The organism is Maridesulfovibrio sp. FT414 (genome assembly GCF_050916235.1).
Taxonomy (GTDB): Bacteria; Desulfobacterota; Desulfovibrionia; order Desulfovibrionales; family Desulfovibrionaceae; genus Maridesulfovibrio.
Genome location: NZ_CP104854.1, coordinates 1,480,001 through 1,505,862, shown reverse-complemented (window position 1 = coordinate 1,505,862; position 25,862 = coordinate 1,480,001). Strand labels below are relative to the sequence as shown.

Sequence of the window (25,862 nt, the reverse complement as noted above, 5' to 3'; positions counted from 1 at the left end):
GGGGCCCCCGGAGGGTGGCCGAAGGCCCCGCATGGCATTGATTGCGTTTAGTAAACCAGTTCGAATTTGGTTTCGGGTGCATCGCGATCCATGCGGTCGAGAAGCAGGCCGAGTATTTTTTCGAGCAACCGCAGGCCGCCTTTGTAGCCGACGGTGGGGAAGTACTGGTGGCCCTGCCGGTCCAGGATGGGGAAGCCCCAGCGCAGGAACGGAATGTCTTCGTCACGGGCGATATACTTGCCGTAGGTGTTGCCGATGAGCAGGTCCACGGGCTCGTTCTTGATCCACTGGTGCAGGGTGAACATGTCGCCCTTTGCCTTGACCTTGACCTCGAAGGGCATATCCTTGGTGATTTCCTTGATGCGCTTTTCAAACTTTTTGCCCGGTGTGCCGGTGATGACGTATACGGGGCACATATCGATGGAGCACAGGAATTCAACCATGGAGATCAGCTGATCCGGGTCACCGTAGATGGCAACTCTCTTTCCGTAGAAGTACTGGTGCATGTCGGTGATCATATCCACGAGCTGTCCGCGTTCGACGGAGATGGACTCGGGGATGGAAGCGCCGGCTACGGTGCGCAGTACATCTATGAACCGGTCGGTCGCCTTGAGACCGAAGGGCATATCCAGCACGGAACAGGGCACCTTGTGCTTGGAGTCGAGCCAGCGGGCTGCATCGGCGGAGCACCATTCGCCAAGGGCGAGAGTGCCGATTGCCTGTCCGCATTCCTTGAGTTCCTTCACGGTTACACCACCGTCGGGGAACATCTTGTACTCGCCGTTCATGGGACCGTTGAGTACACCGGAGGTGTCGGGGAACATGGTGATGTTCACGCCGATGAGCGAACACAGTCTCTTGATCTCTTCCATGTCACAGGGTTCAACCCAGCCGGGGATGACGTTGACCTTGCCGTTCTTCTTGCTGGAAGGCTCGGCCAGTTCGGCCATTGCCTTGACCATGTTGGAGAATCCGGTGACGTGGGAACCGACGTAACTGGGAGTAGGTGCGCCGATTACAGTTTTTCCGACCGGAATCTTTCCTTCCTTGTGGCCTTTGTTGATGATCTGGTTCAGGTCGTCACCGATGGTTTCCGAGAGACATGTGGTGTGTACCGCGATGATCTCGGGTTCGTAGACGGTGAATATGTTGTCCATGGCCTGCAGTAGGTTGGCCTGACCGCCGAATACCGATGCACCTTCGGTGAAGGAACTGGTCGCTGCAGATACAGGTTCCTTGTAGTGCCTGGTAAGAGCCGAGCGGTGGTAGGCACAGCAGCCCTGCGAACCGTGTGAGTGGGGCAGGCAGCCTTTGATGCCGAGAGCCGCATACATGGCTCCGATCGGCTGACAGGTCTTGGCCGGGTTGATGACCAGGGCCTTGCGTTCTTTTATTTCAGTGGGGGTGTGTCTGAGTAACATGTCATATCTCCTTATCTGCTATTCCCAGACAAACGTGGCTGTCAGTTCCGGGTTTTCCTGCCAGGGTGCTTTCATGTAGCTCCAGACCTTGCTGCCGACGAGGCGGTCGATTTCCTTGTAGAAGTTGATCGCGCCCTGGAATCCTGCGTAAGGACCTCCGGAGTCGTAGCTGTGAAGCTGCTTCAAGGGGACACCGGTCTTCTGGATGGAGAATTTCTCCTTGATACCTGCGCAGAAGAGGTCCGGCTTGAGCAGTTCAACCAGTTTTTCAGCCTCGTACTGGTTGAGGTCGTCGATAATGATGGTCCCCTTGTCCATATCCGGGTTAAGGCCTTCGTAATGCTTGAACTGGTAGCCTGCGTCTTCAAGGGCCTTGATTTCAGCTTCGGTTTTACGCGGGCGGTAAAGCTTGTCATCAGGCACTACATCCAGCTCTTCGATGTTACGGGAGTCGGCGTCGACCTTGATATCCGGGATTACGCGGCGGCCTTCGTAGTCATCGCGGTGACCGAATTCATAACCGGCGGACAGGGTCTTCATGCCCATTTCATTGAACAGTTCCTGATAGTGGTGTGCACGGGAACCACCGACAAAGAGCATTGCGGTCTTGCCTTCGGTGCGGGAACGTACATCCGCAGCAACTGCTTCCACTTCAGGCATTTCCTCGGCGATTACTTCTTCAATGCGGTCGATGAGCTTCTTGTCGCCGAAGTATTCACCTATCTTGCGAAGGGACTTGGCGGTGGCTTCAGCTCCGATGAAGTTAACCTTGATCCAGGGGATGCCGTATTTGGTTTCCAGCATGTCTGCCACGTAGTTGATGGAACGGTGGCACATTACACAGCTCAGGTCGGCATGCTGGGCCGATGCGAACTGGTCGTATGTTGAGTTGCCGGAGAAGGTGGCGAGGTTGGTGATGCCGCATTTCTTGAGAACACGGTCGATTTCAAAACCGTCACCGCCGATGTTGTATTCTCCGAGCAGGTTGATCTTGTACTCTTCGGTACGCGGGGTTTCATTTGTTCCCACCAGGTGGGTGAAAACCTCGTTGTTTGCTATGTGGTGACCGGCGGACTGGGATACACCCTTGTAACCTTCACAGGAGAAGGCAAAGACGTTGCAGTCGCCGAATTTTGCTTTCATCTTTCTGGCAACGGCGTGTACATCGTCACCTATCAGGCCTACCGGGCAGGTGGAGAAGATGCAGATGCCCTTGGGATGGAAGAGGTCGTATGCATCCTGAATTGCTGCCTCGAGCTTCTTTTCTCCACCGAAGATGATATCCTGATCCTGCATGTCGGTGGAGAAGCAGTAGGTCATATAGTTTTCGCCGTCCGGACCTGCGTCGGTCTGGTTACGGCGGGTCAGCCAGGAGTAGAATCCGCAGCCGATGGGACCGTGGGTGATGTTCACGATGTCGCGGGTGGGGCCCATGATAACGCCCTTACAGCCTGCGTAGGTGCAGCCGCGCATGGTGATGATGCCGGGGATGGTGCGCACGTTGGCTACAATTTCCGGCGGAGTTTCACTTTCGGTCGCCTCGTTGATCATTATCTGCTTGGCGCGCTTGCGGGCCACTTTAGGCGGATACTTCTTGAGAAGCTCATCCTTGACGTCCGCCGGGTCCCACTGCACCACTTTGGTCTTGGTAGTCATTTCATATTCTCCTGTGGTGTTAAGCGATGGACTTTGCGCCGGTCTCACCGGTTCTTACTCTTACTGCATCGCCGATGGGGCAGATGAAGATCTTTCCGTCGCCGGGCTTTCCGGTCCTGTTAACTTCCATGATGGCAGTGACAATTGCGTCCACGTCTTTATCGGGGACCACTGCGGTCAATACCCTTTTGGGGTAGAGGTTGCCCTTTTCTCCCAGTACTGCCGCTGCTTCCTCGTATCCCATTTCAGCCCCTTCAAGCACGGTTGTGTTGACGAAGCCTTTTCCACGGCCCTGGGCCTCGTGGGCGAAGAAGGCGTCAACGCCTGCTGCGGTTATGGCTTTCTTGGTGCGGTTCATCATGTTCATCCGCACGACAGCGATGATCTCCTTCATACTAGGCCTCCTTTGCCGGGGCCGCTTCGTTGATACCGGAACTGATGGTGTAGACGTCTTCAACATCGGTTACGAAGATCTTTCCGTCGCCGAATGCGCCTTTGGTTCCTGAGCGTGCCGCATCCATGATGGTGCTGATAACGAAGTCCTTGTCTTCTGCCTTGACCACGCTCATGAGCATGGTTTTGGGGATTTCGTCATAGGTCACTTCGCCGATTTTGATGCCGCGCTGTTTACCGCGGCCGGCTACTGAGTATTTGGTTACGGCGGGGAAGCCGTTGTCCATAAGTGCCGCAAGGACATCGTCAGCTTTCTCTGGTCTTACAATTGCTCTCACCATGATCATCATTTTCGTCTCTCCTTGTGTGCTGTTAAAAATAGGGGAATTAAGCTTCCATCAGGCCGTAATCGAGGAGCAGCTGTTCGAGTTCGTCGATTTCAAGCGGGGTGGGGATGACGAACATTTTGTTTTCGTCGATAGCCTTGGCCAGTCCCCTGTATGTGTCGGCCTGTTTTACTTCGGGGTTCCACTCGATAACTGTCTTACGGTTGATTTCCGCACGCTGTACGTCGTTGTCGCGGGGAACGAAGTAGATCATCTGGGTGCCGAGCTTGCGGGCCAGCTCTTCGATCATCTCTTTCTCGTTGTCTACGTTACGGGAGTTGCAGATAAGACCGCCCAGGCGAACGCCGCCGGACTGTGCGTATTTCATGATACCCTTGCAGATGTTGTTGGCTGCATACATGGCCATCATTTCACCGGAACATACGATGTAGATTTCTTCTGCCTTACCGTCGCGGATGGGCATTGCGAATCCGCCGCATACAACGTCGCCGAGAACGTCGTAGAAAACATAGTCGAGGTTTTCTGATTCATCGTAGGCACCGAGGTTTTCCAGCATATTGATGGAAGTGATGATACCGCGTCCTGCACAACCTACACCGGGTTCAGGGCCGCCGGATTCAACACACCATGATTCACCGAAACCGGGCTTGCGGATATCCTCAAGTTCAACGTCCTCACCTTCTTCGCGAAGGGTGTCGAGTACGGACTTCTGGGCGAGACCGCCGAGCAGAAGGCGGGTTGAGTCGGCCTTGGGGTCACAGCCAACGACCATTACTTTACGGTCCATTGTTGCCAGACCTGCAACGGTGTTCTGGGTGGTTGTGGACTTTCCTATTCCGCCTTTTCCGTAAATTGCTACCTTTCTCATAATTTCCTCCATGGGGTTGGATTGTTGTCGTTGATGCTGTAGCCCTTAAGGCAAGGTGCGTGCCAAATGACGATGCAGTGCGTAATTCACTGAAATTATAAAATTTATTTTGGTGTGCGGGGTGTCTTTGTCAGGCGACAAAATTGTAGGAATAAACTAAATATGTACGCAAAAGTGTAGCAGACTACACTTCTGTATTCTGTCAAAAATGGTCTAACTGGCAGTATTTAATATAAATTAATGAAGATATGGTCCGGATTGATTTTGGCATCAATTATGCTCAAGGGAAGTGTGAACTGTTAATCCCGTGGAGGATGATGAAATGCTGATAGATACCACCCTGCGTGAAGGCGCACAGTTGTTCGGAGCATACTTCAACGTTGAAACCAGAATGCGTATAGCCGACGGGCTCATGAAGATGGGCGTGGAAGAGATTGAGATCGGTTGGGTCGGCCAGGAAGGTATCATCGAGTTTGCACAGCATTTGAGCGCAGTAAATAAGAACACCCGACTGAGCGTTTGGTCTCCCTGCCGTGAAAAAGATATTCTGGCTGCATCCAGACTGCCTGTTGACCGCATCAGTATCGGGGTGCCTGTTTCCGACCTGCATATTGAAAAGCGTCTGGAGTCGGACCGGCAGTCCATGCTGCGCAAGCTTGCAGCTGCCATACGTACCGCCAAAAAAGCCGGCTTCGAATATGTTTCGGTCGGTCTTGAGGATATATCCCGCGCGGATGCCGACTTTGCCATGTCCATGGCCCTGCATGCGGAAGTGTGCGGAGCTTCAAGGGTCAGGCTTTCGGATTCTCTCGGGCAACTGACCCCGCTTGCCATGGAAAAGCTGGTCTCAAGATTCCGGTCCCGGATCACCATAGACATCGCGGTCCACTGCCATGACGATTTCGGTATGGCGACTGCTAACTCCGTGACCGCCCTTGAAGCTGGTGCGGATTATGCGGACGTTTCTGTCCTTGGCATCGGTGAGCGCTCGGGCATTGCCGCCACCGAGGAGCTTGTGGCCCACCTGGCCCTGCGTGGAGGACATGAAGGTTACTCGACCGATGTCCTCAAGGATGTATGTCTGCTTGTATCCGCTGCAGCCAAGGTACCTGTTTCAAGGACCAAGGCCGTTGTAGGAACCGACATTTTTGCATGTGAATCAGGACTGCATACCCACGCACTCAGTAAGTCTCCGGATCTTTTCGAGCCTTACAATCCCGAGTCCGTGGGCATATCCCGCAAACTGGCCGTGGGTGGAAAGAGTGGCCGGGCTGCGGTTCGCAGTGCCCTGAACGAGTGCGGAGTGGACAGCTCCGCAACAGATCTTGCCACTCTGACAGAGGCTGTGCGTCAGCTTTCCTGCAGGCTCAGCCGTCCGTTGACCCGCAGTGAGCTGCTTAAACTCAGCAACGGAGAGTTACTGTCATGAGTCTGATAAAACGCAGTATTCTGATATTTTTCTGGATCGCTATGATGGCCCGTCCCGTCTATTCTGCCGAGCTGCGACAATGCTCGCAGGAGAAAGAACTGACTGATGGAGCCGTTCCCGTATCCGTTGCAGCTGTACACCCTGGGCGGACCGGGACGCCTCCTGAACATTTATGCACAGGCGGGGTAAAGCATGTTGAAAATACATATCACCGATTTACTGACATTCCTTGAACCGTATCCTGTTGCCGGGCTGGTTCTGATGGTTGTGGCGGCATACGCAACATATCTGCTGGTCAGAGGAAGGGGTGAAGGAATGACGTATCTGAATGTAAAATATAAAGTTTCTACAGGGAAGGTGAACGGATCTTTTGGAGAAGGCACTATTTCCCTTGAGCTGAGGAGGGCAGTTGATGAACTTATGCATAACTGAAGCCGGGCAGATTCCCGTGGCCGGTACTGTTGAATTTTACAGGAGCGGAGTTGTCCGCTCCTGTTCTCCTGTGGAAGAATGTGTACTTTTGACCGAAGCTGGAGAACTTACCCCCCAATTTTCCACTGACGACCTGCGACGCAAGACTGTGCAGGCCGTTCACTTCTATGAGAACGGCAACGTGAAAACCCTTCCTCTTGAGCGGATTACACCGGTGTTTACCCCTTCGGGAATAATTCCGGCAGAGATGGTCACATTTTACGAATCCGGGCGGGTTAAAAGAGTATTTCCTTTGAACGGCAAGCTTTCCGGCTACTGGACACAGGAAGACGAGGAAAAGCTGGCAGGCAGACTGACACTTGAGACCCCGGCCGGACCTCTCAATGTAAAGGTTATCGGGCTCTGTTTTTATGAGAGCGGTGCGCTGCGGTCCATCACCCTCTGGCCCGGTGAAACCGTCACGCTGAAAACTCCCTGCGGAGCCGTGAAGACCAGAATAGGTATGAGTTTCAGCCCGGAAGGAAGGCTGGTTTCGCTGGAACCTGCCGAACCGGTACAGGTCAGGACTCCGGCAGGAATCATAACTGCCTACGACTCGGATGCCGTGGGTATTAACGGCGATTCCGGGTCTCTGGTGTTCGGAGACAACGGTGAGGTGCTTCGGCTGGTGACTACCCTTACATCGGTTTCCGCCACGCACAGTTCCGGACGGAAGGTTTCATTCATTCCCGAATACCGGGAGTCCCTGTGCGGGGACGGGGACAAGGAGATTGTTCCCATGCTCATCTCCTTCAATCCCGGGGCAATGGAAGTGAGATCCTCACCTGATGCGGAACCAGTCGTGCTCGGCTTTGATGAATACGAGCTCAGGACTGCGCCTTTCCTGCCGCAGCTGGATAATCTTTTCGGAGCACTCCGGTGTTCGGTGTAAGCGACTGAGGTTCAGATCTTCAATTCATCTGTTTTCAGGAAAGATAGTTCTGGCTGGCGATTTAACACCCCGTAGAAATAATCGAAAATACAGGTTGTAGGTTGGAATCATTCGGTGACGATATGTCTGTCACTGAAAATCACAGCATAAAAAAAACCGCTCACCCATATCGGGTTTGCGGTTTTTCTGTGCAGTTTTGCCTGCACATGGGAAAGTTCTGCGTGTTCTACGCGTAGTCTCCCCTGTTAAATTTGATCTGTTCGGTCGCAGCCATGACTTCCAGTTCGGAGACAATGGAACCGAGTTCCGGGTTTTCGCTGTTAACACCGGGCCAGTTCTTCTTTAGGGATTCAACTCCACCTTGAATTCCTTCGAGAGTACTGTATGCCTGCTTGAGCCCGCCTTCTGATCCGAGCTGCTGTGCGTAGGTTTCCAGCTTACCGAAAAGTTCCTCGACCTTGCCCACGAATTCGCCTTCGCTGATCTGAGCGGTCTGTACCGGCGCTGTCTGCTGCAACTGCAGCAGGGGGTTCATGGCCTGAAGACCCGGTAACGGAGTGTGAGTAGCAGTCTTCTGGGCTTCGCCCTGCTGTACTTCCTGATTCAGGAATTCTCCGAAAGCCGCCCCGTTCACCTTCTTTGCCTTGTTCGCTTGCTGTTGCTGCTGTTGTAAGGCTTCAATCTGTTCAGGACTTATCTTCATATGCTTACTCCTCAGCCTGTGGTTTCGCAGATCTTTATGCAATGAGCTTGCCAAAGTCTAGACTTTACACTAAGTGGCTGAATTCGTAGTATTTGTCTTTATGTGAGGTCGGAAAAAAATTCCCAAGAAAGCTTAACAAAATTAAAGGGAAGACTTTTTTTCCACCTGAATGATAAAACATAAGAAAATGCTTGTCCATGCCTTGCATTTTCCGTTACTATTTGAAGTAAGAAATTTTGAAATGCACTTTCTTCCATATTCAAACTGATAACAGGGAGGACTAATATGGCAACCATCAAGAAGATTCTGTGCGCAGTGGACTTTTCCGATCACAGCCCTGTTGTAGCTGACTACGCAAGCACTCTGGCAAAGACAATGGGAGCGGAGATCATGTGTCTGTACGTGGCCCCGTCTCTGGATCAGTATGTGGGATTCCATGTACCGCCCAGCTCCATTGAAAATTTTGTCGGTGAGATTGTGACCGGTGCAGATTCTACAATGGAGACTTTTATTGAGGAAAACTTCAAGGGTATGAACGTAAACGGCAAGGTCGTTACCGGCTATGCTGCCGAGGAAATCCTGAGCATCGCTGAAAGCGAAGGCATCGATCTTGTGATCATGGGCACCCACGGTCGTGCCGGAATAGACCGGATTCTGTTCGGTTCCGTGGCTGAGAAGGTGGTAAAGTCCGCCAAGTGCCCGGTTCTGACCATCAGGCCCGCATAACCGGATGCCCGTCTTAATGTGATGATGTTTTGAGACCATCATGAAAGACAACCTCAGACAGGCCGGAGAAAGGCAATGTGCCAAGTCTTTCGGTCTGACCTCCTAACCCCGAGAGCCCCCCGTCCCAGCATCAGGCGGGGGGCGCATTTTTTCAGCCTTTTTCTGCCCGCTCAGTTTTGACAAACCTCCCGTTCCCAACTACATTGCCTACCGGCGGTCCCATCCGGGGCCGGAAAAGCCTTTTATCAAGCCCTAGCCGTAGTGAATAACAATTTATTCAGTTTGAAATCGCAGAGCTTTTCCCCAATGAATGGTTTTCTGGTTTTTCCTGGATGACATACCGGAAACGGATAGTTCTGTTTTAGTTGATATGGCTATTTCCATAGCTCTGCAAAGCATAAATTTTTGCGGCAGTTTTACTGTTAATAGACTGCAACTAATGGGGATTCCAAAGGGGCTTGCTCCTTTGGCCGCCGGAGGCGAAATCACCTGTCAAAAGCGCATAGCGCATCAAAGTCTACTTAAAAAAGGATTCCAGTATGTCAGCCATCAAGGTCCGCCCAGATATGATGGATTCAACCCCTTACGCTCCGGGGCTGACCATCGATGAAATCAAGCAGAAGTACGGCCTCGATACCGTAATCAAACTCGCCAGCAACGAAAACCCGCTGGGGGCTTCCCCTCTGGCCCAGAAGGCCATTAACCGCCATGCCCCCTATGTTTTTCGCTATCCCCACAACGGCAACCCGCGTCTGAACCGGGCCATTGCCGAGCGTGTCGGCGTGGACGAGGCCCAGATCATCAGTGGCAACGGATCAGATGAAGTTATTGACCTGCTGGTGCGCATCAAGGCCCAGCCGGGACAGGATGAGGTGCTGACTTATGAATCCTGCTTCAGCATGTACCGGCTCATGTCCCGGTTGTGCGGCATAAATTTCCGCCAGATACCCCGTGGGGAAGGATACCGGCAGCCTCTGAAGGCTCTTGCCGAAGCTGTCTCCGAAAAGACTGCCATTGTATTCCTTACCACCCCCGACAACCCCACCGGGCTTGCCGTTACTGCCGCCGAGGTCCGTGAAATGGCCGCGTCCATCCCGGAGCATACCATACTGGCGATTGATGAGGCCTACATAGATTTCGCAACTCCGGCAGAAGTCTACGACATGCGCGGGCTGCTCAACGAATTTCCCAACATCGTGCTGACCAGAACCTTTTCCAAGGCTTACGGACTGGCCGGACTGCGCGTCGGTTTCGGGATCATGAGTCCTGAACTGGCCGGTTATATCAACAGTGCCCGTGCTCCCTTCACCGTAAATCTGCTTGCCGAGGAGGCTGCCATTGCAGTTCTCGCGGATGAGGTTTTTTACAACACCACTCTGGATGTGGTACTGCGCGGCCGTAAGCGGTTTACTTCCGGTCTGCGCGAGATGGGCTGCGAAGTGCTGGATTCACAGGCCAACTTTGTTATGTTCAAGCCTACCCGCGATGCCGTGGAGGTCTTTGAGGAGCTGTTGAGGCGCGGCATTATTGTCCGTCCGCTCAAGAGCTTCGGTCTGCCGGAATACATCCGTGTAAACATGGGAACCGACTATGAGAACGAAGTCTTCCTCAAGACCATCAGGGAGATCCTTTAATGCCCGTTCCTTTTATCATTACCCTTGACGGGCCTGCCGGGGTAGGAAAATCCTCCCTGGCCAAGCGTCTGGCCGACCGCTTTGAAATTGCATATCTCGATACCGGGGCCATGTTCCGCGGCACTGCCTGGAAACTGGGCGAGGGGTCGTGGGAATGGTCCGAGGAACGCTTGAAGGAAGGACTGGATTCTCTTGAATTCGCCCTGTCCGGCAGTGGGTCCAATTCAGTGCTGAGCCTGAACGGGATTCCCCTGACCGATGAAATCCGCACGGAAACAGTCGGTATGTGGGCTTCAAACATGGCCAGAATACCGGCTGTTCGCGAATACCAAAAGATCGCCCAGCGCGGGATCGGCCATACCACCTCGCTTATTGCCGAGGGGCGCGATATGGGAACGGTCATTTTCCCGCAGGCCGCCTGCAAGTTCTTTCTGGATGCAGATCTGGAGGAGCGTGCACACCGCAGGTTCCTCCAGTTGCAGGAAATGGGTAAGCCTGCCGATCTCGCCGAACTTACCGAGCAGATCAGGGTTCGCGACGAACAGGACCGTAATCGCAAGGTTGCACCGCTCAGACCTGCTGAAGACGCCATTATTGTCGATACCACAAGGCTCGACATTCATGGAGTCTTTGAACGTCTGGTGGAAGAAGTTAAAAAAATATACGATTAGAACCTTTTTCAAATCCTGAATTTATCGGGCCGCTTGGACAGAAGTCCGGGCGGCCTGCGGTTTTTTCGGGTCAAAGGCGGCTTGACTTTGCATCAGCCGTTACTAACACATCACTCTTATGAACCAAATACCATTCCCAGCGGAGCATTCCGTGAAATTGTCCGACATATTGAAAGAAATATTTCCGGAGCCTCTGGCACCGGTCGCCGGGGTGCTTGATGATAAATTTGCCGCATCCTTCTTCCCGGCGGATTCAACCCGCCTTGCCCACATGCGGCAGGCCCGCCGTACTGCCGAAAGGCTTGTTAATCAGCTGGGCTATGATTCTGTTCTTGCCGAAAAGATAGTAACCGCTGCTCTTTTCCATGATGTAGGCTATTCTGAAGAATTGCGGAGCACCGGATTTCACCCCCTTGATGGAGCCGTATTTCTTGCCCACTGCAACGCTCCTGAAGAGGTCATCGAGGCCGTGCTCTGGCATTCCAGTACACCGATTGAAATTGAATCCATGCCGGAGATGAAGACTCTCTATGACCGCTTTCCTGAGCCGGAGCTGGATGGAATCATTCATGATGCGGTGCGTTACTGCGATTTTCGTACATCTCCCGTAGGCGAACCATTTACCTTCGGGCAGCGTATCGCTGAACTCGAACACCGCTTCGGTGCGGATTCGATTCCACCTTGGATTGCCCGCGCAACCCTGCCGGTGGCCCGCCGGGTACAGGCTTCCTATGCCGATGGCATTGCCCGCCAGCAGGGCCGCAATCTGCCATGGGTTTTCTGCGATATAGACAACACCCTGATTACTCCCGGAGCAAGAATTGACCGGCGCACTCTTGCAGCAATCAACCGTTATACAACTGCGGGAGGGCGGTTTTCCCTTGTCACCGGCAAGCATATGATCAGTGTGCCTGAGCTTATCAGCAGTGTGGGAAGCCATAATTCCCATGCCGGGGTCAACGGGTCCGTAATTGTCCGCAACGGGCAGATTCGGTTGCATGGCGATGTTCTTGGGCCGTTTGAAGCCATAGAAAATGCCCTGCTTGAAAAGGGTGTGAATTACGCGACTTATGTTACCGATGGAATCTGGACCCGTGCTAAACTCAAGCCGGAAGAACGCCATGCCTTTACCATGGTCGGGGAGGTCCTGCCGCAATACGGGGACACTCCCGGAAATAGCGGAGCTATCAAGATTCTGACCTTCTCTCACCGCAACCAGACTGAGCAGTGCGAATTCGTGCGCAACCTTGCGGCCGAACACGGACTCAGCTGCGTGCGGACTGCCGAGGAGTTTCTTGAAATCGGACCTGCGGGACACGGAAAACATTCCGCGGCAATGCAGATCATGAAGGAAGCCGGTTGGCCTGATCTCAACTCCATTGCCATCGGAGACAGCGAGAATGACCTGACCCTGTTCGGCCATGTCGGAATCAGCGCGGCCGTGGCCAATGCCGCACCCGAAGTCCTGCCCGCTGCTGATCTGCACATTCCGTCATGCCGCGAGTATGGTGTCGCCAGACTGCTTGATGCGCTGGTTGAGACCGTGCAGAACGGCTGCTGGACCATCCCGCATAACTGGCTGGCCGATTATTAGAGAATTTGATGCCCGGCGCGCTTTAATCTGATTCAATCTCCGGCGTACAGAGAGCCGAGGGGGGCCGGGCTCTTCGGCATGGCTGTGCTGTTTTTGGATCGTAAACTTGCCGGTTGTTTTTTTAGTATAAAAGCAAAGGACGTATGACTGTTCAGTCACACGTCCTTTGTTGTTTTTTATGTGAGCCAGGAAGTTCTATATGAATAAGTTTCAGCGGGTGAAAACTGTTGAATCGCAGTAGAAGGGTTACAGCCCGGTCTTCAATACCATGTCGGTTATCGGTCCTCTGGAGCGTTCCCCCTTTAGCACCATGTGCGCGTATTCCTTATTGTTACGAAGTTTTTTGACCACCCAGTTCAAACCGTTGTTGCTCTCATTCAGATAGGGATTGTCCACCTGTCTGGTATCTCCGAGGCAGAGGCATTTGACGCCTTCACCCATGCGGGTCAGCAGTGAGCGGACTTCGGATCGGGACATATTCTGCATCTCGTCAATGATGACCACGCAGTTTTCAAGGTTCATTCCGCGGATGTAGGCGATGGGCAGTATCTCGAATTTCTTCTGGTTGAAGCGGAATTTTTCGGAATCCGTGTCCATGAAAATTCGGTTTGCCGGACGCTGCTCGTGCAGCTTCACAGCCAGATCTCTTATGTAGCGGATATACGGCTGCATTTTTTCTTCGACAGTCCCCGGCAGGTAGCCCATTTTGGCCCCTATTTCCCATATCGGTTTGACAAGATACACTTTTTCGTAGGGGTTGCTCTTTTTTTCCAGAGCCAGATAAAGTGCCGATGCCAAGGCCAGAAATGTTTTACCGTATCCCGCCTCAGATTGTATCGAGACAAGGTTTATATAGTCATTCAGCATCAGTTCGAGTGCAAGGTTCTGGTAAATGTTGCGCGGTTTCACTCCCCATACTTCGTGGGTGTAGGTAACAGGTTTTTCTCCGTGAGCACCGTTAAAGACCGGGGTTCCGTTTTTCCAGCTGAAACTGTTGACCGCCGGGGTTTCTCCTTCTGCGGTGAAACCGGTATACAGCTGTGAATCAGATCTGAACGGATCGGAATCCTTGTACTCTTCGCATTGCAGGGAGTATATTCCGGCCTTGATCTGCAGGATGCGGTCATTGGTAACGAGTATGGGAGATTCAATGCCGCTGTTGAGTGTTTCCTTGAGGATACGGTCGTCCGGGTTCTGCGATTCGATTGTCTCTGCATATTCCGGGGAAAGTATGGTTAGTTTCCCGTCCGTCAGGATGGAGTGTATCGCCTGCGAAACAATATGGCCGATGCGTGGGTCGCGTTTCAGCTTGTCCAGCTCGGTCAGTACTGTGTAGGGGATGTGGACCATATTATCCTGTCCGTTCCGCAGTGCTGTGATGCACTTGGGGTTTTCAATAAGTACGTTGGTGTCCAGTACAAAATTTTTCTGTCCCATGATTCCTCGACTTCCGGTTGACGGTTGGGCGAAAAGGAAAAGGCGACCTGTCTGGGTCGCCCGGTCAAGAAAGAAACATCAATGATGTCTTGTCGATGGTTCGGCAGGAAGCTCCTGCTGCATTTTGGTACATGAGATTTGTTTACACCGGCAGGAGAACTGGCGCTCTCCGATCAGAATGCGTTTTTGTGACAGTTGCGTGAAGAAGCCGGAGGAAATGAAATTGTCATTGAAAGTGGAGGGAAGCCGGGCCGGAGCCAATCAGCCGTAGCAGATGACTTCAACAGGCTGACCTTCCTCCAGCTCTCCGCTGTCAGAGGGGAGGATGATGATGCCGTTGCTCAGGGACATGATTTTTCTCGGTGAAAGGTGTCCGGATGTGAGGGGGTCGGCGAAAATATAACCGTTTTCTTCGCCGATGAAGCAGGGACGCATTTTTTCCCTTCCTCCGGCCCCTTTTACGCTACTTTTGAGCAGGGCGGTTTTGACCGGGGAGATTTCAGGAACATTCAGAAGAATGTTGATGACCGGCCTGATGATGGTGTGAAAGGCGAGGTTTACGGCGTTGGGAGGGCCGGGCAGCCCGATGACAATGCAGCTATCCATACGGAAAGCGAAAACGGATTTGGCCGGGTGCATGGCCAGCCCTTTGAATAAAGGTTTCCCTCCGGCATCCAGCACCGAATTGAATACAAAGTCGCGGTTTCCGGGACCGGTTCCCCCGGTGGTTATGATCAGGTCGCAGCCAGAATTGCCGCAGATTGCTTTGGAAATTGATTCAGGTGAATTGGCGCAGGTGGCGATGTCCACGTTATTGACCCCGACCCTGCCGCACAGTGATTTCATCAGGATAAGATTGTCGGCAGGAATGAGTCCGCAGGCATTTTCAAGAGCCGGGTCGCAGAGTTCGTTACCGACGGCAAGCACACCTATGGACAGGGGACGGCGTACATTTACGGAGCGGATTCCGGTATAGGCCAGCAGTGCAGCCTCACACGGCGAGATTCTCTTGTCAGCAGGAACTATTGTTTCTCCCTTTATGATGTCCGATCCTGCCTTGCGGACGAAGTCCCCTTCCCGCACCGGACCTTTGATTCCTATGGTGTCATCTTCAATGGTTACTTTCTCGAAGGGGATAACTGCATCGGTTCCTTCCGGGACAATGCCTCCGGTGAGGACTCTTACCGCACATTCTCCGGGGGCACAGCATTTCTGTGTTTCCGAGGGACGCACTTCCCCGCAGAAAGCCATTCTGACGGGTGATTCTTTTGTTGCCCCGGCTGTGTCCGCGCTTGAAACGGCAAAGCCGTCCATGGCCGAGCGGTCATTCTCGGGGAGGGATATGGCCGAAGTTATGGTTTCTGCGGCTATGCAGCCGCAGCAGTCTGTAACGGATACCGATCTGGGCTGAACGGGGCTGATGTTTTCCTTTAGAATATGAAGGGCTTCGGCACGGGGAATATCCAGTAGAAAAAAGTTGTGGCCTTTATCTGTCGGCATGTGAAGCCCTTTTGCAGGCCCTGTCCAGCTCTTCAGGGGTGTTTACGTTGATGAAAGTTTCCAGATCGTGATCCTTTTTCTGCAGGAAGTCGGTATCCACGGTGTGGACTTTGACCTGCGGAAAGAAACGGATGATCTGAAAAATGTTTTTTTCAAGGTTCTGTTCGATGAAGGGCAGGCAGCGTCTGGAGTATACCGCGCACAGCGGTTCGTACATGCCGTCGGGGTGGATGGGGATCAGGACATCGTCATCAGGTTGAAGATGGTTTAGGAACGCGGTGATGAGCTCCCGGTTCAGAAAAGGAGAATCGCAGGCGGTGATGAAAACATGGTCCGTGCGGGCATGGTACAGGGCCGAGTGTAATCCGGTCAGCGAGCTGCGTAATTCAAAAATGTCACCCACGAGCCTGACCTTCAGGTCCGGATGATTCTCTGGTGTCCGGGTGATGACGAAGATCTCGTTGAAAAGGCCTTCCAGGCTCCGGATGATCCTGCTGACCAGTTTCTGTCCGGAAATTTCCAGACATGATTTATCCGTCCGGCCCATGCGGCGGCCTTCTCCGCCGGCCAGAATAGCCGCGCTGAGGTTTGCTTTGGTATTGTCGGGTTTATCGATCATAGCCGGTCTTCAGCTCAGATAAATTGTGAAGCAGGTCGCTATCATCCTGCAGGACGTCTTTGATTTTTGCATAAAAGTACGGGTAAATCCATCATGTTTTTGTGTGTTCGAGGCCGGCCAGTGGACATTGCCGGGGCAAGACGTTATGTTGCCTGATCATGTCAGATCCGGACGCTTCCTGCATCCGGCCAATCAATTTCCACATCACATTTCGAAAGGCACAGTTCTGTGCTGTTCAAGGAGTATTTATGAAACGCATACTTGCATTGTCTCTGGCTTCCGCATTGTTGACCTGCCTGTGGGCAGGTATCGCCCAGGCCCGTTCCTTTGATGAAATAATGTCCTCCAAGGTTCTAAGGGTGGGCACTACCGGAGACTATAAACCTTTCTCCTACAATAATAACGGTAAATATGAAGGATTTGATATTGCTGTTGCAGAGAGCTTTGCCGAAAAGCTTGGTGTGAAACTTGAGTTCGTTCCTACTACCTGGAAAACACTCATGCAGGATCTTAAGGACGGAAAATACGATATCGGCATGAGCGGAATAACCAGAACCATTGCCCGCCAGAAGGAAGCCTGCTTTTCCCAGGGTTACGTAACCTTCGGCAAGACCCCGCTGGTTGCAGCCGCAAAAGCTGCTGATTTTAAAACCATGGCTGACATTGATCGCAAGGGCGTCAGGATCGGGGTTAATCCGGGCGGGACCAATGAGAAATTTGTACGGGCCAATATCAAAAACGCGGAAATCGTTGTTTTTGAGTCCAATCTGGCAATTCCTGCCGCGGTTGCCGACGGTAAGGTTGATGTTATGATTACCGACAGTGTTGAAGCCATTTTTTATGCGGCAACCAATCCGGCCCTTGCAGCTCCCATGCTGGACAACCTGTTCACCCGCAGCCAGCTGGGATATCTTATGCCGGCTGGGGACTCAAGGCTGCAGGACACCGTAAATTTCATGATGGATGAAATGATTCTGAAAGGGGAGATGGACCAGTTGAAATCTCTTTACCTGCACATGGACAGGCAGTAATCAAGACCGAAAGAAATAAAGCCCTTATGCGTGTATGTGTGGGGGCTTTTTTACGTGCATGGATTAGTCCCGGTAGGTGACTTTCTCCAGCGCGTAAATAATGTTGGGGTCGTACTGGGACGATTCCTTGTAGAGTATTTTAAGGGCATTCACTATCGGCAGTTTTTTCTTGCCCGGCCTTTCCATGGTCATGGCCACGAATGAGTCAACAGCCCCGCACAGCTTTCCCAGCCAGGAAAGATGTTCGTTGGTGACTCCTCTGGGATAGCCTGATCCGTCCATGCGTTCATGATGCTCCAGAATGGCACGCAGCGCGGATTTGTTTATTTTTTTGGTTTCACTGAGCAGCTTGACCGAGCCTATGGGGTGCTGGCGGATACGCTTCTGTTCGTCGCGGGTCAGGCAGAACTCTTTGCCCAGTACGAATTCCGGCAGCATGTGCATCCCGATGTCGCAAAGCAGCAGGGCGCTCAGCGCATCCCGAAACACATTCAGATCCGGTTTCAGATCTCTCCCCAGAAGAATTACCGCAGCACCGATGACCCCGGTGGAAACGGACTTGTTGACCAGCGAGTGGGTTTTGTCCAGCAGGGGAATCATCAGCCAGAGCAGGTCCGGCCTTCTATGCAGGATTTCCGCCACGGTTCCTATCGTATCGTTGAACTCGTCGAAATTCAGTTTAACTGAATCAACAAAGATACTGGTTGAAGATATTTTCAGACCGTGGATTATCAATAGCGCAAGATCATGGTCCGGAATGGACTCGCCTATGGATTGCAAAACAAGGTTCAGCTTGACGGCAAAAACAGGTATACAGTGATGTATCTCTGTGCTTTTGATGAAAATGAGCCCGTCGTCGCAGTCCTGACTTATGCTCTGCCTTTCGTTATGGGCAATGGGTGCCCCCGGAACAGTCAAAGGGTAGTATTTCCCGTTGGCGGTGTTCATTTTGTATAAGCTGAAATCAAGCTTTGCTTTGGGCAGCAGCTTGAATATTCTGCTCGGAATGGAGCAGTAGCTTTCATCTATTAAATCTTTATCATGAGCCATATCCGTAGCAGACTCCACTTCTGCCATATTTCTTGTTTGCGCAGAATCGAAAATTATTTCTTTTGTTGCATGCTGTACTGGATTGTTTTCTTCTGTGTTCTTCAACGGTTCTGCTGGTTATATTTCCCACCCCTATCATGCTTTTATCATTAAATATCCGGTTTGGGCAACTGCAATGTTCGGGTGGTAAGTTATTGTTTTAAAAGCTTAAGTTGTGATAATCCAGTTAAGGCAGGTGGCGTTTTATGAAAAATAATTCGGTTTTTAGTGGATTCGAGAGGCAGTCCGGGTAGAATGCATTATCGTCCACAGCTGATATCTCCTGCTTGCAATGATGGGCTCACTCTGACTATATTCATTTGTTCAGGTGCTCATATCATCATCTGTAAGAGTTTCTATACGGTGAACGTTGATTTCTGGTTACGGTTTAGTTTGTGTTCATTATAACCATCCCGCAGGGCCGGGTTTTCGGGTTTCTGGAGAAAATTTGGATAGTCTTTTTGCTCCTACCTCAGTCGCCGTTGTCGGTGCGTCATCTGTTTCCGGCAAGATCGGAAACACCATAGTTGCCAATATCTTGCAGGCCGGGTTCAAGGGTGAAGTATTCCCTGTGAACCTTCACGGCGGATCTATTCACGGCCTTGCTGTTGTCAAAAGTATTGCTGAGCTGAACCGTTCTGTTGATCTTGCCGTAATTGCTGTTCCCCGAAATATGGTTCTGAATTGTTTCAAGGAGCTGATTGAGGTCGGTGTACGGTCGGTCATAGTAATCAGTGCCGGTTTCAAAGAGGTGGATCACGACGGCTGGCTGCTTGAATCTGAACTTGCCGAGCTGGCCAGAAAGCATGAAGTAAATCTGCTGGGTCCCAACTGCCTCGGGCTGATAAGTTCCGCCGCCAGACTCAATGCCTCATTTGCAACCGGAAATCCCCTGCCGGGCAAGATCGGATTTTTTTCCCAGTCCGGGGCCCTGTGCGTTGCGGTGCTCGACTGGGCCATGGGGGCAGGGGTAGGCTTCTCGAAGTTTATAAGCCTCGGCAACAAGGCAGTGCTGGATGAGGCCGCCATGCTTGAGTATCTGGGCAATGATCCGGAGACGAAAGTCATTCTCGGGTATGTGGAGAACATTGATGACGGGCGCGTATTTATGGAACATGCCGCAAGGGTGTCCATGAAAAAGCCGATCATAATGATGAAGGCAGGAACGACTCCGGCCGGGGCAAGAGCGGCTTCCTCCCATACAGGAGCTGTGGCCGGGTCCGATAAAGCCTGTGCCGCCGCATTCCGGCAGTCCGGGGTGATCAGGGTTGACCGTCTTGATGATCTTTTCAATCTTGCCAAAGCTTTTTCCTCCCAGGAACTGCCCCTTGGGCCGAATCTGGGGATAGTTACCAATGCCGGGGGGCCCGGGATTCTGGCCGCGGACGCCTGCGGGGAGTCCGGGATGCGTATGCCCACTTTTTCCCCGGATATTATCGGTGACCTGCAGCGGATGCTGCCCGGTTATGCATCGCTTTATAACCCAGTAGATCTGCTCGGAACTGCTGATGCCGAGAGCTATGGCCGTGCCGTGCGTATAGTGGGCCATGATCCCGGTGTGAACAGCCTGCTGGTGATTGTTGCTCCTTCAGCCGGTCTTGACCTTGCCGCAGTTGCCGGGGCGATAGCCGAGACCGCAGGCGAGATTCCAAAGCCTGTATTCTGCTGTCTTATGGGGCGCAGGAACAGTGAGAAGGCTCGGGAAATCTTTGCTTCTGCCGGGATTCCGGTATATGACTTCCCCAAGCAGGCGGTGCGGGCTATGGACTGCATGTATCGCTATGCCGCCTGGAAAGGGCGTCCCCCAAGGACCTACATAATCCCGGAAAGGGATGTGGATGGAGCACGTGATGTGGTCGAGTCCGCACTGCGTTCAGGGCGGGCCGAGCTGGTGGAATTTCAGGCCCGTGATATTGTCACTGCCTATGGTTTGCCGTCTCCCGAATCCGATCTGGCCCGAAGCGGCGACGAGGCTGCCGCAATAGCAGGACAGCTCGGCTATCCTGTTGTTCTTAAGATTGCCTCCCCCGAGATTTCCCATAAGTCCGATGTGGACGGTGTCCGTGTCGGGCTCAATTCCGCAGAAGAGGTCAGGGCGGCTTTCTGGGATATTACCGCCCGTACCCAGCGTCTGCGTCCCGATGTCTATATTGCCGGGTGTCTGGTCCAGCAGATGGTTTCACCCGGGTCAAGAGAAGTTATTGTGGGATTTCGCAGGGACAGGCAGTTCGGACCGTTGCTCATGTTCGGTCTGGGCGGGGTCCATGTGGAAATCCTCAAGGATATTTCTTTCCGTCTGGCGCCTCTATCCGTGGAGGATGCCGGAGATATGGTGCGGGAAATCCGCTCCTATATGTTATTGAAGGGAGTCAGGGGAGGAGAGCCCGTTGACTTCGATGCGATTACCGATGTCCTGATCAGGATGTCATGTCTGGCTGAAGATTTTCCTGAAATTTATGAAGCTGAATTCAACCCTGTGCTGGTAAGTGCGGAAGAGGCCCTGGTCGCAGATGCGAGGATGACCGTGGTCGATCCCGGCCCTGGCGGCGCAACCGTGCGGGGACTTGTTGCTGAGCCTGAATAAGGAGGCATAGATGGTAGGTATATATATTGGTTCCACCACCGGATACTCCGGCAAGAACCTTCTGGCCATGTCGCTCGGTCTCAAGCTGCGCGAAAGCGGACTGAACGTAGGATACATGAAACCGGTAGGCGCGGTGCCGCACATGGACGGTGATAAACCCGGGGATGCCGATGCCGCCTTTATTCAGCAGGTGCTGGGTCTGGAGCAGGATCCCGCCAAGGTTACACCTGTGCTGGTCACCCGTGATTTCACTATCAAGGCCTTTTCCGAGGATCTCGGCGACCTGATGCCTTCCATCGTGGATTCCTATGAGGAACTCAGCCGGGGCAAGGATGTGATGATCATCGGCGGTTCCGGGAGCTACCTGAGTTCCGGGACTTACTGCGGCGTGAGCGGACCCGACGTGGCCCGTTCCCTGAAAGCCAAGACCATTCTTGTTGACAGGTACAGCAAGGAACTGCGTTACGATTACGTGCTGCGGGTCCACAAGGAGCTGGGGGATGATTTTCTGGGCGTGGTCTTCAATGACGTTCCTGAACATTTCATGGATGAGCTTACTTCACTGCTGGTTCCCTTCCTTGAAAAGAGAGGAGTAAAGGTTCTGGGCATCATCCCGAGAGATCCGCTCATGGGCGCTATCAAGGTCAATGATCTGGCGGAAAGGCTGTTCGGAAAGATCATCTCCGCACACGCCAAGGCTGATCGGGTAGTTGAGAATTTTCTCATCGGAACCATGCAGGTTGAGAACTTTATCACTCACTTCAGAAGACACAAGAATTCTGCAGTCATCGTCGGTGGGGACCGGGCGGATGTTCAGCTTGTGGCTCTTGAGGGGAACTGCCCCTGTCTGATCCTTACCGGTAACCTCTACCCCAACGACATTATTCTCACCCGTTCCGAAGTTCTGGAAATTCCGGTAATTGTTGTGCGCGATGATACCTATGCAGTTGCCAAGAAGATGGAAGCCATACAGGAAAGCTATAAACTGCGCGATATGATCAAGATTAATCATGGCGCCGGGCTGGTCAATTCGGAGCTCGATTACGACTATCTGATGGCTGAGCTGGACCTGTGATTACCTCCCCTTCGAGTTGGTATTATAACCAACTGTTATAGTAGGAATAAAAAAATCGTTTGATCATTTTTGTTAAATGAGTGAAGGTGTTTTTTATAAAATAAATAAGATATAACCATCTTAATATACAGTATAATTTTATTTGACGCCGGGGCCGTGGCTGCCTCGGCGTCTTTGTTTTTTTATTGTTTTCAGTCGGCAAAAGGCTCAGGACGGTATTGTACTAGTCGTTAAAATGTGCGAGTGAATTGGCAGGTATAAGGTCGGATGGGTCTCCGGCCTTGGTGTGACTAGGTTTGTTTCGACCAAAGACGGGACTAATGTTGGTTTGAAAAACAGGGTGCTTGCACCCTAAAAACCGAGCCGATCCGGGGCGTTGGCGGATTAACCGGATCATTCGGAACGAGGAGGCGTGAGATGCCTGATGCGTCCACGTGGGATTGGAATCCCGGTAAAAGAGAGGTTCAGGACACAGGATCCTGGACCGATAAGTTTGAGTGGGTGGAAGAGTTCCATGCCAGCCCCGACGGAGAAAAGGTCGGAGCGGTCGTAAAGACGGGCGAAATGGAATTCACTGCTTGTGTGAACGGGGAAGTCTGGGAGGAGCGTTATGACAGGGTTTTCTACCCCAAGTTTGCGCCCGACGGAAGGCTGACCGGAATTGCCCAGCAGGAGGGAGAATGGACTCTGTCGGTAGACGGAGAGCATTGGCCGGAAATGTACGGCTATATCTGGAAGACAACTTTCGGGCCTGAAGGAACCATCATCTGTGCTGTACAGCAGGATATGGAATACGGCATGGGAGTTGACGGAGTCCTCTGGGATAACTTTTTTGAGAATGCAAACAACTTCTCAGTGGGCGGCGATGGTAAATCCACCGCAGCTGTTGTTCAGGTAAAGTCGCTTGGTCAGGCGGATGTTGAAACCTTCCAGAAAGGTGTCTTCTCCGTTGCTGTGAATGGCGAGGCCTGGGACAACGTTTTCATGAACTGCTACACTCCGGTGTTTGATGCGCAGTGTAAAAGGGTTGCCTGCCAGATACGCAAGACTCTCTATGATTATACCATCGCAGTCGATGGAAAGATCTGGCAGCGCGAGTACCAGTGCGTGTGGGCTCCCAGCTTCAACCCTGCAACCGGCGCGCTTGTTGCTCCTGTTCGCATGGGTGGTAAGTGGGGAATGGCTCAGGACGGAGAGCTGCTCTGGAAAAACGTTTTCGCCAACTGCTGGCACCAGCAGTTCAGCGCGGACGGCAGCAGACTCTGGGCTATTATTGCTCCCACATTCGGCGTGTTTACTGTTGCAGTTGACGGTAAGCCCTGGTCAATAACCGCTCCGGTGGTCATTGATCTGGCAGTCAGCCCTGACGGCAACCGTGCTGCGGCACTGGGCAAGGATAACCGTGACTACACTGTGATGTGTGACGGAAAAGTCTGGCCCGGTGTTTTTGAAATGGCCTGGAAACCCGTTTTCAGCCCTGACAGTTCCAAGGTTGCAGCCAAAGTCGAGAAAAACGGCCGTTATACCGTAATTCTTGACGGCAAGCCTTACGGACAGGATTTCGACCAGTGCTGGGAGCCCGCTTTCAGCCCTGACAGCTCCAAGGTTCTCATTCGTGCCATTAATGGCGGCAAGTTTGTACGCATCGTTGCCGATGTGAGTGAATTCTAACCCGGAGGAAGTGCACATGAACAGTGTTTATGCATTCGTGGTAGGTCCTCTGGCGTGGTTCGCCTGGGGCGTGTTTATTCTCGGTTCCGCCTACAGGCTGGTTTCAATGTACCAGCTTGCCAAGGCAAAGGACGCATCGTCCATGCATTATATGAGCTTCAAATGGGGCATGCGTTCCATTATGGCATGGCTCAACCCGTCCGGAACCCTCGGTTGGCAGCGCAATCCCTGGACTGCGATGATGACCTTTGTTTTTCACATCTGTCTTGTAGTCGTACCCCTGTTCCTTCTGGGACACGTGGTGCTTTGGGATCAGTTCTTTGGAATCAGCTGGCCGACCCTGCCTGATACCATTGCTGACATTATGTCCATCCTCGTTGTTGTCTGTTGCATCTACTTCGGTCTGCGCCGTTTTCTGCAGAAAGATGTGGCCTATCTGACCACTGCCAAGGACTGGATTGCTCTGGTTGTTCCCACTCTGGTTTTTGCAACCGGAGTTATGGCTTTTCACGAGATCGGTGATGCCAAGTTCATGCTTATCCTGCACATCCTGTGCGGCGAAATCATGCTCGTAAGCATTCCCTTCACCAGGTTGAGCCACATGCTGTTCGGTCTGTTCACCAGAGCATACATCGGTTCCGAGTTCGGTGGCGTACGTCACTGCAAGGACTGGTAACCAAAGCCCCGCAAGGAGTATCTTAAAATGACGTTCGACAGAAAAATCGAAGATGCAGGGCTTAACCGCGGAGTTTCCCGCCTGACCCCTGAACGCATCTCAAATACCCTCAAACAGGTAATCGAAGGAGAAGCCGGGGCCAAGCTCAAGCTGTATGCAGAAACCTGCATGCGCTGCGGCATGTGCTCCGAGGCCTGTCACTATTACATGTCCCACGATGGGGATCCGAGTTATTCTCCGGCCGGTAAGGTGCATCAGACTCTGGGCAGAATTCTGCGCCAGAACTACAAAGTGACCCCGGAAGAAATCTATGAAATGGCCCAGATAGCTTACACCGAGTGTAACCTCTGCCGCCGTTGCATTCATTTCTGTCCGCTGGGAATCGACACCGGTTACATCATGAGCATGGTGCGCCGCATGTGCCACAAGCTCGGCGTAACCCCGCAGTACATTCAGGATACCGCCCACTCCCACTCATCAACCATGAACCAGATGTGGCTCAAGGACGACGAATGGATGGATACCCTGCAGTGGCAGGAAGACGAAGCTCGTGACGAGCTGCCGACTTTGCGTATCCCGCTGGGCAAGGAAGGGGCGGATATCTATTATTCAGTTATCGCACCGGAACCAAAGTTCCGTACCCAGCTTATCTATCAGGCCGCCTACATCATGAACGTGGCCGGAGTTGATTTTACCATGCCCACTGAGCCGGGCTGGGACAACTCCGACATGTGCATGTTCACCGGTGACTTTGAAATGATGGGCCGGCTCAAGAAGCGCCATTTCGAATCCGCTCTCGATCTCAAAGTCAAGCGCATCGTCATGGGTGAGTGCGGTCACGCATTCCGTTCCGTTTACGATCAGGGCAACCGCTGGGATGCCTGGGCCAGCTATCCTATCGAAGTAGTCCACTCCGTGGAATTCTTCTGGGAGCTTTTCGAGGCTGGTAAGATCAAGCTGCGTGAGAAGTTCAAGGAGCCTATCACCGTGCATGATCCCTGTAACATCATCCGCGGACGCGGCTTGATGGAACAGTCCCGCAAGCTGGCTCACGCCCTGTGTGAAAATGTGGTTGAGATGACCCCCAACCTTGAGCACAACTACTGCTGTGCTGCTGGTGGCGGTGTTATCAACTGCGGTCCTCCGTTCAAGAATGTCCGCATGAAAGGTAACAGGATCAAGGCCGAGCAGCTCAAGGCAACCGGCGTAAACACCATTCTCGCTCCCTGCCACAACTGTCACGGCGGTCTCGAAGATCTGGTTCATTATTATGAACTGGGTATGGATATTAAGTTCTTCGGCGACCTGATCTTTGAACTCATGGAAAAGCCGGAAGTGGAATAGGAGGAAGATGACGATGTTAAAAAGAGTAATC

24 protein-coding genes (1 of these 24 cut by a window edge) are annotated in these 25,862 nt (G+C 52.6%); 14 read left to right on the top strand and 10 right to left on the bottom strand.

Translation table 11 applies throughout. From position 1 onward, the window contains the following. Positions 1 to 47: 47 nt before the first annotated feature. From nifK to nifH, 5 genes are read right to left on the bottom strand one after another with little or no spacing between them, the layout of a single operon-like run. Positions 48 to 1,421, bottom strand: a complete 1,374-nt coding sequence (nifK, locus tag N7E73_RS06655) for a nitrogenase molybdenum-iron protein subunit beta (RefSeq protein WP_432738259.1) — start codon at positions 1,419 to 1,421, stop codon at positions 48 to 50. Between the two features lie 18 nt (positions 1,422 to 1,439). Next, on the bottom strand, positions 1,440 to 3,077 hold the full coding sequence (gene nifD, locus N7E73_RS06650; RefSeq protein ID WP_432738258.1) for a nitrogenase molybdenum-iron protein alpha chain: 1,638 nt from the start codon (positions 3,075 to 3,077) through the stop codon (positions 1,440 to 1,442). A 19-nt stretch (positions 3,078 to 3,096) separates the two neighbouring features. Next, positions 3,097 to 3,471 carry a P-II family nitrogen regulator gene (locus N7E73_RS06645; RefSeq protein WP_432738257.1) on the bottom strand — a complete coding sequence of 125 codons (375 nt, stop codon included), beginning with the start codon at positions 3,469 to 3,471 and terminating at the stop codon, positions 3,097 to 3,099. Position 3,472: 1 nt separating this feature from the next. Then, positions 3,473 to 3,820, bottom strand: a complete 348-nt coding sequence (locus N7E73_RS06640) for a P-II family nitrogen regulator (protein ID WP_432738256.1) — start codon at positions 3,818 to 3,820, stop codon at positions 3,473 to 3,475. 37 nt (positions 3,821 to 3,857) lie between these two features. After that, positions 3,858 to 4,685: a nitrogenase iron protein gene (nifH, locus tag N7E73_RS06635; RefSeq protein ID WP_432738254.1), complete on the bottom strand. Its 828-nt coding sequence runs from the start codon at positions 4,683 to 4,685 to the stop codon at positions 3,858 to 3,860. A 322-nt stretch (positions 4,686 to 5,007) separates the two neighbouring features. Between nifH and N7E73_RS06630 the strand changes: the two genes are divergently transcribed. From N7E73_RS06630 to N7E73_RS06620, 3 genes are all read left to right on the top strand, one after another. Continuing rightward, positions 5,008 to 6,114, top strand: a complete 1,107-nt coding sequence (locus N7E73_RS06630; protein WP_432738253.1) for a LeuA family protein — start codon at positions 5,008 to 5,010, stop codon at positions 6,112 to 6,114. A 192-nt stretch (positions 6,115 to 6,306) separates the two neighbouring features. Beyond that, complete coding sequence (locus N7E73_RS06625; protein WP_432738252.1) at positions 6,307 to 6,546, top strand: hypothetical protein; 240 nt, start codon at positions 6,307 to 6,309, stop codon at positions 6,544 to 6,546. Beyond that, the gene (locus N7E73_RS06620) at positions 6,527 to 7,477 is read left to right on the top strand and encodes a hypothetical protein (RefSeq protein ID WP_432738251.1); all 951 of its coding nucleotides are present in this window, start codon (positions 6,527 to 6,529) and stop codon (positions 7,475 to 7,477) included. The genes N7E73_RS06625 and N7E73_RS06620 overlap by 20 nt, the downstream gene beginning before the upstream one ends. A 226-nt stretch (positions 7,478 to 7,703) precedes the next feature. Here the strand turns inward: N7E73_RS06620 and N7E73_RS06615 are convergent, their stop codons facing one another. After that, positions 7,704 to 8,180: a hypothetical protein gene (locus tag N7E73_RS06615; protein ID WP_432738250.1), complete on the bottom strand. Its 477-nt coding sequence runs from the start codon at positions 8,178 to 8,180 to the stop codon at positions 7,704 to 7,706. A 285-nt stretch (positions 8,181 to 8,465) separates the two neighbouring features. On the opposite strand from N7E73_RS06615, the gene N7E73_RS06610 reads away from it, so the two are divergent. From N7E73_RS06610 to N7E73_RS06595, 4 genes are all read left to right on the top strand, one after another. Next, complete coding sequence (locus N7E73_RS06610) at positions 8,466 to 8,906, top strand: universal stress protein (RefSeq protein ID WP_432738249.1); 441 nt, start codon at positions 8,466 to 8,468, stop codon at positions 8,904 to 8,906. Positions 8,907 to 9,445: 539 nt separating this feature from the next. Further along, positions 9,446 to 10,540, top strand: coding sequence for a histidinol-phosphate transaminase (hisC, locus tag N7E73_RS06605; protein WP_432738247.1), 1,095 nt, complete (start codon positions 9,446 to 9,448; stop codon positions 10,538 to 10,540). After that, complete coding sequence (gene cmk / locus N7E73_RS06600) at positions 10,540 to 11,211, top strand: (d)CMP kinase (protein ID WP_432738246.1); 672 nt, start codon at positions 10,540 to 10,542, stop codon at positions 11,209 to 11,211. The genes hisC and cmk overlap by 1 nt, the downstream gene beginning before the upstream one ends. A 151-nt stretch (positions 11,212 to 11,362) precedes the next feature. After that, positions 11,363 to 12,805: an HAD-IIB family hydrolase gene (locus N7E73_RS06595; protein WP_432738245.1), complete on the top strand. Its 1,443-nt coding sequence runs from the start codon at positions 11,363 to 11,365 to the stop codon at positions 12,803 to 12,805. Between the two features lie 246 nt (positions 12,806 to 13,051). Here N7E73_RS06595 and N7E73_RS06590 read toward each other — a convergent pair whose 3' ends face one another. The 3 genes from N7E73_RS06590 to mobA all read right to left on the bottom strand — a co-directional run bounded on the left by N7E73_RS06590 (position 13,052) and on the right by mobA (position 16,361). Beyond that, positions 13,052 to 14,242, bottom strand: a complete 1,191-nt coding sequence (locus N7E73_RS06590; protein WP_432738244.1) for a PhoH family protein — start codon at positions 14,240 to 14,242, stop codon at positions 13,052 to 13,054. A gap of 261 nt (positions 14,243 to 14,503) precedes the next feature. Further along, positions 14,504 to 15,742: a molybdopterin molybdotransferase MoeA gene (locus N7E73_RS06585; RefSeq protein ID WP_432738243.1), complete on the bottom strand. Its 1,239-nt coding sequence runs from the start codon at positions 15,740 to 15,742 to the stop codon at positions 14,504 to 14,506. After that, positions 15,729 to 16,361: a molybdenum cofactor guanylyltransferase gene (mobA, locus tag N7E73_RS06580; protein ID WP_432738242.1), complete on the bottom strand. Its 633-nt coding sequence runs from the start codon at positions 16,359 to 16,361 to the stop codon at positions 15,729 to 15,731. The genes N7E73_RS06585 and mobA overlap by 14 nt, the downstream gene beginning before the upstream one ends. Positions 16,362 to 16,609: 248 nt before the next feature. On the opposite strand from mobA, the gene N7E73_RS06575 reads away from it, so the two are divergent. After that, complete coding sequence (locus N7E73_RS06575; protein WP_432738241.1) at positions 16,610 to 17,392, top strand: transporter substrate-binding domain-containing protein; 783 nt, start codon at positions 16,610 to 16,612, stop codon at positions 17,390 to 17,392. A gap of 63 nt (positions 17,393 to 17,455) precedes the next feature. Here N7E73_RS06575 and N7E73_RS06570 read toward each other — a convergent pair whose 3' ends face one another. After that, a complete protein-coding gene (locus N7E73_RS06570; protein WP_432738240.1) occupies positions 17,456 to 18,442 on the bottom strand; it encodes an HD-GYP domain-containing protein in 987 nt (328 codons plus the stop codon). A gap of 487 nt (positions 18,443 to 18,929) precedes the next feature. Here N7E73_RS06570 and N7E73_RS06565 point away from each other — a divergent pair, with 487 nt between their 5' ends. From N7E73_RS06565 to tmcA, 6 genes are all read left to right on the top strand, one after another. Further along, positions 18,930 to 21,065, top strand: a complete 2,136-nt coding sequence (locus N7E73_RS06565) for an acetate--CoA ligase family protein (protein WP_432738239.1) — start codon at positions 18,930 to 18,932, stop codon at positions 21,063 to 21,065. Between the two features lie 10 nt (positions 21,066 to 21,075). Further along, positions 21,076 to 22,140: a phosphotransacetylase family protein gene (locus tag N7E73_RS06560; RefSeq protein ID WP_432738238.1), complete on the top strand. Its 1,065-nt coding sequence runs from the start codon at positions 21,076 to 21,078 to the stop codon at positions 22,138 to 22,140. Positions 22,141 to 22,557: 417 nt separating this feature from the next. After that, positions 22,558 to 23,811, top strand: coding sequence for an electron transfer complex subunit TmcD (gene tmcD, locus N7E73_RS06555; protein WP_432738237.1), 1,254 nt, complete (start codon positions 22,558 to 22,560; stop codon positions 23,809 to 23,811). A 16-nt stretch (positions 23,812 to 23,827) separates the two neighbouring features. Beyond that, on the top strand, positions 23,828 to 24,487 hold the full coding sequence (tmcC, locus tag N7E73_RS06550; protein WP_432738236.1) for a TmcC family electron transfer complex membrane anchor subunit: 660 nt from the start codon (positions 23,828 to 23,830) through the stop codon (positions 24,485 to 24,487). Between the two features lie 27 nt (positions 24,488 to 24,514). Beyond that, complete coding sequence (gene tmcB / locus N7E73_RS06545; RefSeq protein WP_432738235.1) at positions 24,515 to 25,831, top strand: electron transfer complex ferredoxin TmcB; 1,317 nt, start codon at positions 24,515 to 24,517, stop codon at positions 25,829 to 25,831. A gap of 13 nt (positions 25,832 to 25,844) precedes the next feature. Beyond that, on the top strand, positions 25,845 to 25,862 hold the 5' portion of the coding sequence (gene tmcA, locus N7E73_RS06540) for an acidic tetraheme cytochrome c3 TmcA (protein WP_432738234.1). 387 nt of this gene lie beyond the right edge of the window; the window shows 18 of its 405 coding nt (coding positions 1-18); it begins with the start codon at positions 25,845 to 25,847; its stop codon lies off the right edge, out of view.